Consider the following 14,743-nt stretch of genomic DNA (forward strand, 5'->3'; position numbering starts at 1 on the left):
GCAGCCGACACGCGACGGCGACCCGGCGGTGGCACGATGCCCCTGACCGACGGGGGCAGGCTCCGTCGCCAGCGGCGGCGGCACGAGTGGAGGCGCAGCATGTTCAGCCACGCCATCGCCAGCTTCTCGGTGGACGATGTCGACCGGGCCCGGCAGTTCTACACCGACGTGCTCGGCCTGGCCGCCACCCCCGGGGAGATGGGCACGCTGACGCTGCGCCTGCCCGGCGGCGCCGAGGTGCTCGTCTACCCCAAGGGCGAGGCGCACACGCCGGCCTCGTTCACGGTGCTCAACCTGCTCGTCGCGGACATCGACGACGCCGTCGCCGAGCTCACCCGCCGCGGGGTGCGGTTCGAGCGCTACGACGGGATCGAGGCCGACGACGCCGGCATCGCCCGCGACCCCGGGCGCGGGCCCGCGATCGCCTGGTTCACCGACCCGGCCGGCAACGTCTTCGCGGTCATGCAGGCCGACGACGACGCTCCCCCGGACCCGATAGGCGGCGCCTGAGCCGCTGCTCGGCACCGCGAGCCGGGCCGCTGCCCGGCAACGCGACAGCCGCGCTGCCGTCACCACCCCGAGCACCGGCGGCGCCGTCGGCCACGTCCCCCCCGGCCGGACGAGAGCGGCAGCCTGACTGCACGAAAGCGGCAGTTTGACTGGACGACGGCGCCCGAAGGCCGCTTGACTGGGCGACGATGCCAGAAGGCGGAAGGAGCCGGCCGTGCGCGCGATCTGGAAGGGTGCCATCACCTTCGGGCTGGTCAACGTCCCGGTGAAGCTCTACAGCGCCACCGAGAGCCACGACATCCCGCTGCACCAGGTGCACGACGCCGACGGCGGCCGGATCCGCTACCAGCGCCGCTGCGAGAAGTGCGGCGAGGTGGTCCCCTACGAGCACATCGACAAGGCCTACGACGACGGCGAGCGCACCGTCGTGCTCACCGGGGAGGACCTGGAGTCCCTGCCGGTCGAGCGCTCCCGGGAGATCGACGTCCAGGAGTTCGTGCCGACCGAGCAGGTGGACCCGATCATGATGCAGAACGCGTACTACCTGGCGCCGGACTCCAAGTCGATGAAGTCCTACGCCCTGCTGCGCCGGACCCTGGAGGAGACCGACCGGACCGCCATCGTCACCTTCACCCTCCGGCAGAAGACCCGGCTCGGCGCCCTGCGGGTGCGCGACGACGTCCTCGTCCTCCAGGGGTTGCTGTGGGAGGACGAGGTCCGCCAGGCCGACTTCCCGGGCATCGACGAGGAGGTCGACCTCTCGGCGAAGGAGCTGCAGATGTCGGCCGCCCTGGTGTCCAGCTTCGAGGCCGACTTCGACCCGGCCGCGTTCCACGACGAGTACCAGGAGCAGCTCCAGCAGCTCATCACCGCCAAGCTCGAGCAGGGCGAGGCGCTGGACACCGAGGAGACCTTCGGCGCCCCCGAGGAAGAGGAGGGCGGGGAGGTCCTGGACCTCATGGAGGCGCTGCGCCGGTCCGTCGCCGCCTCCCGGAAGAAGGCGGGGACGGGCGCGGAGGAGCCCGCGGACGAGGAGACCGCCGAGGAAGCCGCGGAGGACGAGCCCGCTCCCCGACGACGGTCCGCGGCCGCCCGGCGCAAGGCGGCGGACGACGGCGACGGCGACGGCGAGGCTCCGGCACCGCGGAAGGCGGCCGCCAAGAAGCCCGCGGCCAAGGAGCCGGCCGCCGAGAAGGAGAGCGCCGAGAAGCCCGCGGCGAAGAAGCCGGCCGCCAAGAAGCCGGCCGCCAGGAAGCCGGCGGCGAAGAAGACCGCGGCGGCCGAGCGCAAGCCGGCGGCGCGGCGGACGGCCGAGGAGCGGGAGACCGCGGCGGCCGGGTCCCGCCCGGCCGCCGGCCGCCGGGCCAAGAAGGCCGACAGCACCCAGAAAAAGACCGCCTGACCACACCTCGGGGCGGTACCGGCACCACCTCGGGGCGGTCCGGCACCGACCAGCCGGGCCCGCGCACCGGCGGTCAGGCCACCGGCCACCAGACCGGGTCGCCGGGCCACCGTCCACCAGACCCGGCTGCAAGGCGACAGCCGGGTCTGGTGGCCGCCCGCCGTCTGTCCGCCGGCCAGCAGCCGGGCCGGCAGGCCGTCGTCGTCAGGCCACCGGCGTGGCCGCGAGGACGCGGTCCCGAGTACCCGCCGTCGTCCGGACCGCCCGCACGGCAGCCGGGGTCGCCCGCCCCGCGCCACCGGTGGCGCCCGCGGCGCCCGCGGCGGCCGCGCGCCGCACGGTCGGGCGGTCCGCCACCGCCTGCTCCGCCACCAGCCCGCGCGCCCGGAGCTCGGGCAGCAGCCCGCGCAGCAGCGCCAGGACGTCCGCCGGCAGGGACCCGGGCAGCACGACGAAGCCGTCCGCCGCGCCGGCGGTGAGCCAGGTCTGCACGGTGTCCGCCGCGTCCTGCACGGTGCCGACGGCGCTGAGCGCACCGGCCCACGGGGCGTCGTCGCCGGCGATGTCCGCCACCAGCCCGGCGCGCTCCCGCGCCGCCGCGCGGTCGGTGGAGATGACGGTGTGGAGGTCGACGAGCACGCGGACCTCGGGCCGTCCGGCGGTGCGGGCCGCGGCGCGGACGGCGTAGCGCAGCTCGCGGGCCCACTCCAGGTCGTGCTCGCGGATGCGCACGACGTCGCCGAACTCACCGGCCAGCTCCACCTCCTCTGCGGTGGAGACGGGCAGCACCACCCGCGGCGCGGGCGCCCGGCCGCCGGTGCGCCGGTCCCGGGCGCTGGTCACCGCGCGCAGGGCGGCGGCGAGGGCGTCGCGCCCGGCGCCGGGCGCGCCGAGCTGCACCCCGGCCCAGGAGCCGTTGTGCGGGACCTGGGCAAGCTCGTCGGCGACGGCGGTCAGGTCGCCGCGGCGCAGCGGCACGGCGGGGACGATCCCGGCGGTGCCGGCGTGCGGGCCGATCCGCCGGGCGGCGAGGACCGGGTCCCGCCAGCCCTCGGGGCGCACGGCGTGGTCGCTGCGCAGGCGGAACCGGTCGCCGAGGGCGACGAAGTCGACGCCGGCGTCGTGGGCGGCGCGGGTGTAGGAGGCCAGCCGGGCCAGGTCCGCCTTCTCGACGGGCAGGTCGCCCGAGGGGTCGTGGGTCCGGGCGCCGAGACCGGTGAGGTCGAGGGCCACGGTGGCGTGCGGGGTGCTGGAGGGACGGGTGGGGAGCAGGGAGACAGTCACGGGTACGTCCAAGGGGGCACGGGCGCCGTCGGACGCACAAGGTCCCGGGCGGCGCGGCAGGAAGGTGTCCTGACCGACGGGTCCACCACCGGGCGTGCCACGCGCCCGGGTGCGGGGTGGGTCAGGGGTGATGCCGGACGCCGGACGGCGCGGGCATCGCGAGGGTCCTCAGGCGGACATTCGCTGACACATGGGCATGCGCATGCACAGGGAGCGGCGAGGCGAGCGGAGATTCTGCCTGGAGCTCGTGTGCGTGGTCATGCGTGTCGGTTCCTTCGTGCTCGTGCACCTGGTGCGCTGCGTTGCCCCACGGGCAGCGGGGCCAGGTCCTCACCCGGGGCACCCCACGCGCATGCGGGGTTGCCGACCAGCGAGCCGGGGCTTGACGCTGGTGCTCTTGACCTGCGGGCGACGTTAGGGCCCGGCAGCAGCAGGTGTCAAAGGTGTGGACCTCCGTGTCTCAGGGCGCGGACAGAGCGGACGCGGCCACAGGCTGCGGACGCAGCGCCTGTGGCCACCACGCTGGCGGTGCTGCGTCTCAGCCATGCCGGTCCTTGTGGTTGTCGACGGCGGCTCACCCCACCGGCGCCGCCGAGCCGGCGGCCTCCAGCACCGGCACCGCCGCCAGGAGCTCGCGGGTGTACGGGTGCTGCGGGGCGGCGAACAGGTCCTCGACGTCGCCGGACTCGACGACCGCGCCGTCCTTCATCACGAGTACCCGGTCGCAGACGTGCTGCACGACGCCGAGGTCGTGGGAGATGAGCACCAGGGCGACGCCGAGCTGGCGCCGCAGGTCAGCCAGCAGGTCGAGCACCTGCGCCTGCACCGACACATCGAGGGCGGACACCGGCTCGTCGCAGACGAGGACCTCGGGGCGGGTGGCCAGCGCCCGGGTGATCGCGATGCGCTGGCGCTGGCCGCCGGAGAGCTCCAGCGGCCGCCGGGCGAGGACGTCCCGGGTCAGTCCCACCTGGTCGAGCAGCGCGACCGCCTCACCCGGCCGCCGTCGGCCCGGCACACCGCCGACCTCCAGCGCCTCGACCAGGGTCCGCTGCACCGTCCAGCGCGGGTCGAACGAGCTCAGCGGGTCCTGGTAGATGGCCTGGATCCGCCGCCGCTGCGGCCGCCGCCGGGACTCCGCCAGCGGGTTCCAGGGGGCGCCGTCGAGCTCGACCGAGCCCGCGTCCGGGGCCGTGACGCCCAGGAGCATCCGCGCGACCGTGCTCTTGCCCGACCCGGACTCCCCCACGACGCCGAGCGCCGACCCGGGCTCGACCGTGAGGCCGACGTTCCGGACCGCGGAGAACCACGAGCCGTCCGGGCGCCGGTACCGCTTGTGCAGCCCCCGGGCCCGCAGCAGGGCCCCGCCCCCGCGCGGCACGGCCGGCTTCCACCCCTCGTGGAAGACCGCCGGCGGGAGCGGCGAGAGCCGCGTGCCCCTTGACCTGCCGGTGGGGATGGCCCGGAGCAGCAGCTTGGTGTAGTCGTCCTGCGGGTCGGTGAGCATCTGCTCGCTCGCTCCGGTCTCGACGACGACCCCGTCGTGCATCACGCTGATGCGGTCGGCCAGGCGGCCGACCACCGCCAGGTCGTGGCTGATCAGCACGAGCCCGGTGCCCGCGGCCTTCAGGGTCTCGAGCAGGCGCAGGATCTGCGCCTGGACGGTGACGTCCAGCGCGGTGGTCGGCTCGTCGGCGATCAGCATCGGGGGCCTGCCGGCGAGCGCCGAGGCGATCAGCGCGCGCTGGCGCAGCCCGCCGGAGAGCTGGTGCGGGTACTGCCGGGCGACGACGTCCGGCCGGGGCACCCCGACGGTGCGCAGCAGGTCGCGGACGTAGTCCTCGACGTCGCGCCGCTCGACCGTCTGGTGCACCAGGGCCGCCTCGGCGATCTCGGCACCGACGGTGCGCAGCGGGTCGAGGGAGACGAGGGCGTCCTGCAGCACGAGCCCGACCTGCCGGCCGCGCACGCCCTGCCACTGCTTGTCGGTGTACCCGCTGGCGTCAGCGCCGGCGAGCGCGAAGCGGTCGGTCGTGACGGTCGAGGTCCCGCCGGTCAGGCCGACCAGGGACCGGGCGGTCACGCTCTTGCCGGACCCGGACTCGCCCACGATCGCCAGGCACTCCCCCGCGGCGAGCCGCAGCGAGACGCCGCGGACCACCTCCCGCTGCTCGCCGTTCGCCGCGAACCGCACCCGCAGGCCGTCGAGCTCCAGCAGCCGCTCGCTCATGCGTCTCTCCCCTCGAACCGGGCCTGCAGCCGCCGGCCGATCAGCGTCACGGAGACCACCGTCAGGGTGATCGCCAGGCCGGGGAACAGGCCGATCCACCACGCGGTGGAGAGGTAGTCCCGGCCCGCGTTCAGCAGGGCGCCCCACTCGGGCGTCGGCTGCTCCGGGCCGAGCCCGAGGAAGCTCAGCGCCGACCCGGCGAGGACGGCGGTGCCGACGCCGATGGTGGCGAGGACGAGCAGCGGGCCGAGCACGTTCGGCACGATGTGCCGCCGGACGAGGGTGAGCGGCCTCAGGCCCAGGGCCGACGCCGCCTCCACGTAGCCCGACCGGCGCACCACCAGCGCCTCCGACCGCACCAGCCGGGCGTAGGACGGCACGCTGGCGATCCCGATCGCGAACAGGGCGTTCACCGCCCCGGGACCGATGACCGCGATGACGACGAGGGCCAGCAGGAGCTCGGGGAAGGCCAGCGCGACGTCGACCAGGCGCATCGCGACGGCGTCCACGACGCGGCCGCCGAGGGCCGAGACGAGCCCGATGAGGGTCCCGAGCACGATCGCGATGGCGGTGGCGCCGAGCCCGATGAGGAGGGAGTACCGCGCCCCGTAGACGATGCGCGAGTAGACGTCCCGGCCCAGCTGGTCGGTGCCGAGCCAGTGCTCGGCGCTCGGGCCCTGCATCGCGTTGGCGAGGTCGTTCTGCTCCTGGGGGATGCTGGTGAACAGCTGCGGGACGAGCGCGGCGAGCACCACCAGGACGAACACGACCGAGGCGAGGGCGAGTCCCGGCGTGGCCAGGGGCGCGGTGCGTGCGCGCCGGGTCCGGGTGGGCCGGTTGCGGGCGGGCCGGTCGGTGCCCGCGGGCCGGTCGCTCCGCGCGACGGCGGTCAGGGTCGTCATCGCGCCGCCGCCTGCAGCTCGGGTCGCAGGTCGGGGACGGGCGCGCGCTCCGACCGGGGCACCCGCGCGCGGCCCCGGGCGACGACGAGCCGGATGCGCCCGAACGCGGAGAGGTCCTCGAGCGGGTTCCCGTCGGTGACGATGAGGTCCGCCTCGAACCCGGGGTGCAGCCGGCCGACGCGGTCGGCGATCCCGAACGCCTGCGCGGGGGTCAGGGTCAGCACGCGCAGCAGCTCGGCCGGGGTGAACCCCGCCTGCGCCCAGAGCGGGAAGGTGCGCGCGTACTCGCCGAACCCGGTGCCGGTCGCGCCGGCGTCTGTCGAGCCGACCAGGGTCACCCCGCTCGCGCGGTACCACGCGAGGGTCTCGACGATCCGCGGCGCGTGGCTGTCGTACGGCGGGCGGGTCACCGCCGCGCCCACCGTCGGGGAGATGACCGTCCCGTTCGCCTTCATCTGCGCGATGACCTCGGGCCGCCGGTCGACGCTGCCGTCCCGGGTGGCCCAGCCGCAGTGCTCGACGGAGTCGATGCCGGCCGCCACGGCGCGCGCGACCGCCTCGGCGTTGTGCGCGTGGGCGGCGGTGGGCCGGCCGAACCGGTGGGCCTCCTCCACGATGGCGCGCAGCTCCTCCACGGTGAACTGCGGCTGCCAGGGCGGCGGGGAGGAGGGGGTCATGTTGCCCCCGGAGGCCATCACCTTGATGACGTCGGCCCCCTCGCGGACGTTCCGCCGCACCACGCGGCGGAGGTCGTCGATGCCGTCGGCCTCGCCGCCGAAGAACCAGCAGTGGCCGCCGGTGACGGTCACCGGGGCGTTGGCCGCGAGGATCCGCGGCCCTTCCAGCTTCCCGACGGCGATCGCGTCGCGGAGGCTGGCGGCGAGCCCGTTCCGGTCCCCCAGGTCGCGGACGGTGGTCACGCCCGCGTCGAGCAGGAGCTGGGCGTGCCCGGCCATGTCGAGCAGGAGGTCCGCGTCGTCCATCGCCGTCATGGCGGCCACGGTGCCGGGGGTGCCGTCGAAGGCGAGGTGGACGTGGGCGTCCATCAGGCCCGGCAGGATGGTGCCGCCGGGGTGGGCGCGGACGACGGCCGTGCTGCCGGCGCGGGCCGCGACCTCGTCCGCGGGTCCGGCGGCGAGGATCACCTCGTCCTCGACGAGGACGGCACCGGGCGAGATGGGCTGCTCGTCCGCGCTGCGGACGAGATGGTCGGCGGTGATGAGGGTGTGCATGGGGGTTCCTTAGGAGACCCGCAGGCGCGGGTCGATGACGAGGTAGAGCAGGTCGACGATCAGGTTGATGACGACGAAGGCGAACGCGGAGATGAGCACCACGCCCATCACCACGGGGATGTCCTTGCTGGTGATGGCGGTGAGCGCGACGCGCCCGAGCCCGGGCCGGCCGAACACGGTCTCGGCGACGACGGCCCCGCTGAGCAGGCTGCCGACGACGAAGCCGGTCAGCGTGACGGCCGGGATCGCCCCGTGCCGCAGGGCGTGACGGCGCAGGATGCTCGCCTCGGCCAGCCCGCGCGCGCGGGCGCTCACCGTGAAGGGTTCCCGCAGCGCCCCCTCCATGCCGCCGCGGAGCACCTGGGTGAGGATCGCGGCGACCGGCAGGGCCATGGTGATGGCGGGCAGCACCAGTGCGGTCCAGTCGCGGGCCCCGGAGACCGGGAACAGGTCGAGCTGGAACGAGAAGACGGTCAGCAGCAGGATGCCGATCCAGAAGCCCGGGGACGAGACGATGATGAGCTCGACGGCGAGGGAGACCGACCTCAGCCGCGTGCGGCGGCCGGCGGTCAGCAGGGCGGTAGCCACGGCGAGGACGATGCCGAGCGCCGCCGCGACGCCGGCCAGCTGGAGCGTCGGCGCCAGCTGGCTGGCCAGCACGTCGGCGACGGGTCGGCCGAGCTGGTAGGAGGTGCCGAGGTCGCCGTCGAGCAGCCGCCCGAGGTAGGTGAGGTACTGGACGAGGACCGGCTGGTCGAGGCCCAGCTCGACGCGGATCTGCTCGCGCACCGCGGGGCTCGCGGTGCTGGCCGCGCCGAGGACGGTGTCGACCGGGTCCCCGGGGGTGAGCCGGAGCGTGAGGAAGGCGAGGGTGGCCGCTCCCCACATCACGAGGACGATCGACGCCAGGCGGGGCAGGACGAACCGGACGTACCTGGGCATGGGGCTCCTCCTACTGACCGTTGGTCCAGCTGTCGTAGAACAGCGGCCACCCGCTCGGGTCCCGCCGCAGGCCCTGGACGTACGTCTGGGTGGCGACGAGGGAGGACGGCACGTAGACCGGGATGGTCACCGCGTCCTCGACCACCCGCTCCTGCACCTGGCCGTACAGGTCGGCGCGCACCGCCTCGTCGGTCGTGCTGAGCGCCTCCTCGAGGAGGGCGTCGATCTCCGGGTCGGACAGCGCCGCGGCGTTCTGGATCGGGATGTTGTCGGAGTGGAAGTGCAGCCGCAGGATGTCGCCCTCCGGCCGCACGAAGCTCCAGTCCGCGACGTCGTAGTCCACGGCCATCAACCGGCTGACGTACGTGCCGGGGTCGACCGACTGGATGTCCAGGGCGATGCCGACCTCGGCGAGCGCGTCCTGCAGGCTCTGGGCGAGGAGGTCCCGCTGCTCGCGCTGGTTCTGGGCGACCGGCCAGGCGAGCACGAGCTCCTCGCCGTCGCGGGTGCGGGTCCCGTCGCTGTTCCGCTCGCTCCAGCCGGCCTCGTCGAGCAGCTCGTTGGCGGCGTCGACGTCGTGCTCCACGCTGTCCTCCACCGCCGGGTCGTACACCCCGGGGGTCGCCGCGCTGAGCGGGCCCCAGGCGCGCTGGTACTGGTCGAAGTAGACGGTGGAGACGATCTGGTCGAGGTCCACGGCCCGCTGGACGGCCTGCCGCACCCTGACGTCGTCGAGCGGGGGCCGGCTGGTGTTGAGGAACAGGGAGTACGGCATGCCGGGCGCGTCGGCGCGGGTGAGCTCGAGGTTGTCGTCGCCCTCCACCTGCTCCACGTTGGCCGGCGGGATGGCTCCCGCGGCATCGACCTGCCCGCTCGTCAGGGCGCCCAGCCGCGCGCTGTTCTCCGGGATGAACCGGAAGACGAGCTCGTCGAGGTAAGCGGCGCCGTCGTGCTCCGCGTTCTCCGGAGCCCAGGCGTAGTCCGGGTTCTTGGCGTAGCGCACCTCCTGCCCCTTGGCATACCGCTCGAGGGTGAACGGGCCGGTGCCGACCGCCGCCTCGGCGGTGTCGAGGGTGTCCGGCGCGGCGAGGGCGGCCGGTGAGTAGAAGCCGAGGTAGGCGGTGCTGGCGGCCTGGAGGAAGGCGGCGAACGGCGCGGAGAAGTTCACGCGCACGGTGTACTCGTCCACCACCTCCGTGCTCTCGTACGGCCCGAGCAGCCCGGCGGCGTACTGGGAGGCGGTGTCGGGGTCGACGATGTGGTCGAAGTTGGCCTTGACCGCCTCCGCGTCGAACTTCTCCCCGTCGTGGAAGGTGACGTCCTCGCGCAGCGCAAACTCGTAGGAGGTGCTGTCCGCGCTGACCTCCCAGGAGGTCGCGAGCCACGGCACGAAGGTGCCGTCGGGCTGCTGCGCGACGAGGGAGTCGAACACGTTCCGCTGCAGGAACGCGACCACGTCCGCACCGCTGCTGTGGATGTCCCAGGCCTGCGGCTCGACGTCGGCGGCGTACGTCAGCACGCCGCCGTCGACGGGCTCCCCGACGTCCGCCGCGGCCTCGCCCCCGCCGGCGCCCCCGCAGGCGGTGAGGGTCAGTGCGGCGGCCGCCAGGGCCGCCACCGCCGGCAGGAACCGGCGCCGCCGTCGTGGTGGGTTGGTCATGGTGCTCCTTCGTGGGTTCGTGGTGCGTCGGGGGGTGCTCGTGGTACCTCGCCGGGTGCTCATCGCGCCGCCTCGGGCTCGCCGAGGGAGAGCATGAGCCGGTTGGCCCAGGCGAAGAACGCCGAGCTGTGCACGAGGTCGGCGATCTCCAGGTCGTCCAGCCCCTGGCCGCGCAGGTCGGCGACGTGCCCGGGGCCGAACCCGGCAGGGGTGCCGGCGAGCGCCACGGCGGTCGCGACGACGGCGTTCCACCGCTCCCCCAGGTCCGCCGTCACGCCGTCGTCGAGCAGGCGCTGGACGTCCTCGCCCCGCCGGGCGTGGTGGCTGGCGAACCGGGCGTGCACCGAGGCGCAGTAGACGCAGCCGTTGAGCCGGCTGGTGGCGGTCGCGGCGAGCTCACGCTCGGCACGGGGCAGGCCACCGGCCGTGTTGTAGAAGATGTCCTTGTCCGTCTCGGTCCGGGCCTGCAGCACCTCCGGGTCGCGGACGAGCAGGGCGAAGTACGGGCTGTCGGCCCGGCCGCGGTCCACCAGGCCGGCCCAGTGCCGCTCGGTGAGCTCGGCCACCGGCAGCGGATCGAGCCAGGGCACCCAGCCGAGGGTGTCCTGGGTGAAGCGGTCGGGCCGGTCGAGGTCGTCGTACGTCCGCACGTCGGGGACGGGCGGCGCCGGGTCGGCCGCGTCGGTGCGGTCGCCGACGGCGGCCGTGGTGCTCGGGCCGGCGGCGGCGCCCCGGCCGGTGCTCGGGTCGACGGCGGCCCGGTCGGTGCTCGGGCCGGCGGCGGCCCGGTCGGTGCTCGGGTCACCGACGACCGTGTACGTGCTCGGCTCGACGGTGCCCGCGACGGGGCCGCCGGACGATTCCTCCGCCCCGGCGAGCACCCGCAGCCCGTGGACCACCCGGACCTGGAACGTCAGGAAGGCGACGAGCTGGGAGAGGGTGACGACCCCGGTGGTGGACCACCCGGCGGCCAGCAGGCGGGCCAGGTCGGCCGGGCCGGACTCCCGCGGCCGGAGGACGAGCAGGTGCGCATGCTCCAGCGCGGCGGCCAGCCGCTCCCCGAGGACAGCCCGGGCCTCCGGACCGACCCGGTGCACCGGGCCGGGGGCGGACTCCGCCGCGAGCCCGGGCTCCCGGTAGACCCCGTAGGGCCCGCGGGCCGCGCCGCGGCCAGCCTCGGCGCGCACGGCCGGGCCGAGCACGGCGCCCGGGTCGTGCGGGCCGAGCCGGGCGGCGTAGTAGACGGCCAGGTCTGCCGCGCCGTGCAGGCCGGCGACGAACGTCGCCACGGCGTACCGCTCGGCCGCCGTGACCTCGCCCGGCTCGGCGGGCTCGAACAGGGCCTGGTAGCTGCGCTGGGCGTTCTCCCGGGCCGTGCGGCGTGCGCGCCGGACGGTGTCGAGCCGGTCACCGGGGGTGGTGCCGAGCAGGTGGTCGATGACGTCGACGCCGAGGTCGGTGTCGAGGTCGGTGTCGGTGCCGGTACTGGTAGTCATGGTTCTCCTCCTGGCGGGCTCAGGCCCGGGCCAGCGCGGCGGCCGGGCTCGTCCGGTCCAGGGACCACCCGAGCGCGGGGGCCACCTCGGTGGCGAGGAGCTCGAGGGACCGCAGGACGTCGGCGTGGGGCGGGTCGATGGAGTGGACCTGGAAGGTGATGTCGGTCGCCCGGTCCAGGACGGAGTCGGCCTGCAGGGAGGCGATCACCTCCGCCGGCGTGCCGACGTAGGAGTCGGTGCCCCGGATCAGGGAGTCGACGTCGTCGTCGGGCAGGTGGTGGCCCTGCCGCCGGAACGCGGCAGCCGCCCGCCGCAGGCCCGTCTCGGCGAACCGCCGGACCCGGTCCCGGTCCTCGCCGACGACCAGCGTGCGCGAGGCGAGGATGCGGGGTGCCGCGCCGGCGGGCAGGGCCGAGAGGTAGGCGTCGACGACCGGGTCCTGGACCTCGCCAAGGGTGGCGTCGGGGCGGTCGGCCGGTCGCGGCTGGGTCCGGGAGAGCATGAGCCCGTCCCCGCGCGCCCCGGCCCGGGCGGCGCCGTCGGCGGAGAACGTGGCCTGCCAGAGCCGGCCGAGCAGCTGGGGCGCGGCGGGGTACAGGCGGTTGCCCGGGCCGAGCTCCTCCCCCGACCAGGCCGCTACCAGCGTGGCGAGGCGCTCGGCGAAGACGGTGCGCCGGTCGGCGGGGTCCAGGCCGAAGCCGGCGAAGGACGACGGCGTTCCGCCGCTGCCCACCCCCACCTCGAGCCGGCCGCCGGTCAGGACGTCCAGCACCGCGGTGTCCTCGGCCACCCGGACGGCGTCCTCCAGCGGCAGGGTGATGATGCCGGTGCCGAGCCGGATCCGGCTGGTGCGGGCGGCGACGTGGCTGAGGAAGACGAGCGGGGCGGGCAGGCCGCCCTCGTCGCGGTGGAAGTGGTGCTGGGCGACCCAGGCCGAGTGCAGGCCGAGGTCCTCGGCGAGCCGGATCTGCTCGACGGCGCCTGCGTACCGGACGGCGGGGCTGGCGTCGTCCAGGATGCGGGTGAAGAAACCGATGCGGGGGCTCATGGTGCGGTGCTCCTTCTGGTGCGGGGGGTCGGTGGTCCCTGGGGTGCGGCGGGGCGGGTGGCGCGGGGGTAGGCGGTCAAGCAGCCGGGCGGGGCAGCGGGGCGCGGCGGTCAGCCGGCCCCGCCGGGTGCCTCGGGCCGCCGGTGCCCGGGCACGGCGTCGACGAGGGCGGCGGTGTAGGCCTCGCGCGGGTGGTCCAGGACCGTGGCGGTGGGCCCGTGCTCGACCGCCCGGCCGTGGTGCATGACGGTGAGGGTGTCGGCGATCTGCCGGACGACGGCCAGGTCGTGGGAGATGAACAGGTAGGTCAGGCCCAGGTCGTCCTGGAGCTGCTCGAGCAGCCGGAGGATCTGGGCCTGGACGGTGACGTCGAGGGCGGAGACGGCCTCGTCGAGGACGACGACCCGGGGGGCGATGACGAGCGCCCGGGCGATGGCCACCCGCTGGCGCTGGCCGCCGGAGAGCTCGGTGGGGCGGCGGCGGGCGGCGGAGGCGGGCAGCGCGACCCGGTCGAGCACCTCGGCGACGGCCCGTGCCCGCTCGGCTCGGTCCCCGAGCCGGAAGTTGCGCAGCGGCTCGGCCACGATCGCCCCGACGCTCTGGCGGGGGTCGAGGGAGGAGAACGGGTTCTGGTAGACGAGCTGGACGGTGCGGCGCAGGTCCCGCAGCGCCCGCCCGCGCTGGCCGGCGACGGCGCGGCCGTGCAGGTGCACCGTGCCGGCGGTCGGGGCCAGCAGCCCGACGACGGCCCGGGCCGTCGTCGTCTTGCCCGATCCCGACTCCCCCACCAGCGCGTGGGTGGTGCCGGGCGCGACCGTGAAGGACACGCCGTCCACCGCGCGGAACGGCGGGCGCCGGTGGCCGCGCGGGAACTCCTGCACGAGGTCGCGCACCTGGATGGCGGCGGTGGTGGCCGCCTCCGCCGGCTCGGTGCCGGCGCGTGCAGCGACATCGGCGCGGGCGGACGGGGCGGTGCCGGCGCGGGCGCCGTCGGCCTGGGCAAGGGCGGGCGCTCCCCCGGCCGTACGGCGGGGTGAGCGGGTGCCGTCGGCCCCCGCCCCTGCACGGCCCGGTGAGCCCGCGCCGTCGCCGCCCGCCCGCCGGCCGACGGCGGCGAACGCCGGGGCGTCGGCGAGGAGCTGGCGGGTGTAGTCGGTGGCCGGGCGGGCCAGGAGCTCGGCCGTGGCGCCGTGCTCCACCACCCGCCCGTCCTTCATCACGGCGATCCGGTCGGCGCGGTCGGCGGCGACGGCCAGGTCGTGGGTGATGAGCAGGACCGCGGTGCCGAGCTCGGTGCGGAGCCGGTCGAGCAGGTCCAGGATGTGCTGCTGGACGGTGACGTCCAGCGCCGAGGTGGGCTCGTCCGCGACGAGCACCGCCGGCTCCAGCGCGATCGCCGAGGCGATCAGCACCCGCTGCTTCATCCCGCCGGAGAGCTCGTGCGGGTACTGCCGGGCGCGAGCCGCCGGGTCGGGGATGCCGACCCGGTCCAGCAGCTCCACGACCCGGTCCGCGACCTGCGCGCGGTTGCCCCGCCGGTGGATCTGCAGCACCTCGGCGAGGTTGGCGCCGACCGTCTTGACCGGGTTGAGCGAGCTGTGCGGGTCCTGCGGCACCAGGCCGATCTGGGCGCCGCGCACCGCCTGCAGGCGCCGCGGCGACCAGCCGCTGATGTCCGTGCCGGCCACCCGGACGGCGCCGGCGTCCACCCGGCCGTTGGCCGGCAGCAGGCCGATCACAGCCTGGGCGGTCGTCGTCTTGCCCGAGCCGGACTCCCCCACCAGGGCCAGGGTCTGCCCGGGGTGGACGGCGAGGGAGACGTCGTGCACGACGCGGACGGCGCGGTCCCGGGTCCGGTAGGACACCGCCAGCCCGTCGACGGCGAGCGCGGCGGGGCCTGCGCCGGCGCGACCGGGGTCGGCGGGACCGGCGCCGGCGGGACCGGGGTCGGCGCCGGCGGGACCGGGGTCGGGGGTGGCGGCGGCGAGAGCGCCGGCGGCGGGGTCGACGGTGAGGGCACCAGGGGCGAGCGGCACG

At 75.6% G+C, this 14,743-nt stretch carries 11 protein-coding genes and 1 riboswitch; of the genes, 2 read left to right on the plus strand and 9 right to left on the minus strand.

Translation table 11 applies throughout. The features are described from left to right. Positions 1-99 precede the first annotated feature (99 nt). Complete coding sequence (locus MF406_RS12535) at positions 100-510, plus strand: VOC family protein (protein ID WP_242894206.1); 411 nt, start codon at positions 100-102, stop codon at positions 508-510. Positions 511-724: 214 nt separating this feature from the next. After that, positions 725-1,912: a Ku protein gene (locus MF406_RS12540; protein ID WP_242894209.1), complete on the plus strand. Its 1,188-nt coding sequence runs from the start codon at positions 725-727 to the stop codon at positions 1,910-1,912. Between the two features lie 204 nt (positions 1,913-2,116). On the opposite strand, the gene MF406_RS12545 is transcribed toward MF406_RS12540, so the two are convergent. From MF406_RS12545 to MF406_RS12585, 9 genes are all read right to left on the minus strand, one after another. After that, a complete protein-coding gene (locus tag MF406_RS12545; RefSeq protein WP_242894212.1) occupies positions 2,117-3,196 on the minus strand; it encodes a hypothetical protein in 1,080 nt (359 codons plus the stop codon). Between the two features lie 294 nt (positions 3,197-3,490). Beyond that, positions 3,491-3,599: riboswitch (SAM riboswitch) on the minus strand. A 171-nt stretch (positions 3,600-3,770) separates the two neighbouring features. Then, a complete protein-coding gene (locus MF406_RS12550; protein WP_242894215.1) occupies positions 3,771-5,426 on the minus strand; it encodes an ABC transporter ATP-binding protein in 1,656 nt (551 codons plus the stop codon). Continuing rightward, the gene (locus MF406_RS12555; RefSeq protein ID WP_242894217.1) at positions 5,423-6,328 is read right to left on the minus strand and encodes an ABC transporter permease; all 906 of its coding nucleotides are present in this window, start codon (positions 6,326-6,328) and stop codon (positions 5,423-5,425) included. The genes MF406_RS12550 and MF406_RS12555 overlap by 4 nt, the downstream gene beginning before the upstream one ends. Continuing rightward, positions 6,325-7,560: an amidohydrolase family protein gene (locus tag MF406_RS12560; protein ID WP_242894220.1), complete on the minus strand. Its 1,236-nt coding sequence runs from the start codon at positions 7,558-7,560 to the stop codon at positions 6,325-6,327. Before MF406_RS12560 ends, MF406_RS12555 begins: the two co-directional genes overlap by 4 nt. Before the next feature lie 9 nt (positions 7,561-7,569). Then, positions 7,570-8,502: an ABC transporter permease gene (locus MF406_RS12565; protein ID WP_242894222.1), complete on the minus strand. Its 933-nt coding sequence runs from the start codon at positions 8,500-8,502 to the stop codon at positions 7,570-7,572. Between the two features lie 10 nt (positions 8,503-8,512). Further along, positions 8,513-10,162 carry an ABC transporter substrate-binding protein gene (locus tag MF406_RS12570; protein WP_242894224.1) on the minus strand — a complete coding sequence of 550 codons (1,650 nt, stop codon included), beginning with the start codon at positions 10,160-10,162 and terminating at the stop codon, positions 8,513-8,515. 59 nt (positions 10,163-10,221) lie between these two features. Next, positions 10,222-11,658: an alkylhydroperoxidase domain protein gene (locus MF406_RS12575; protein ID WP_242894227.1), complete on the minus strand. Its 1,437-nt coding sequence runs from the start codon at positions 11,656-11,658 to the stop codon at positions 10,222-10,224. Positions 11,659-11,677: 19 nt separating this feature from the next. Then, positions 11,678-12,706, minus strand: a complete 1,029-nt coding sequence (locus tag MF406_RS12580) for a putative FMN-dependent luciferase-like monooxygenase (protein WP_242894229.1) — start codon at positions 12,704-12,706, stop codon at positions 11,678-11,680. 110 nt (positions 12,707-12,816) lie between these two features. Then, positions 12,817-14,742 carry an ABC transporter ATP-binding protein gene (locus MF406_RS12585; RefSeq protein WP_242894231.1) on the minus strand — a complete coding sequence of 642 codons (1,926 nt, stop codon included), beginning with the start codon at positions 14,740-14,742 and terminating at the stop codon, positions 12,817-12,819. Position 14,743 lies beyond the last annotated feature (1 nt).

The sequence above is a fragment of the Georgenia sp. TF02-10 genome, from assembly GCF_022759505.1.
In the GTDB taxonomy this organism is placed as follows: Bacteria; Actinomycetota; Actinomycetes; order Actinomycetales; family Actinomycetaceae; genus TF02-10.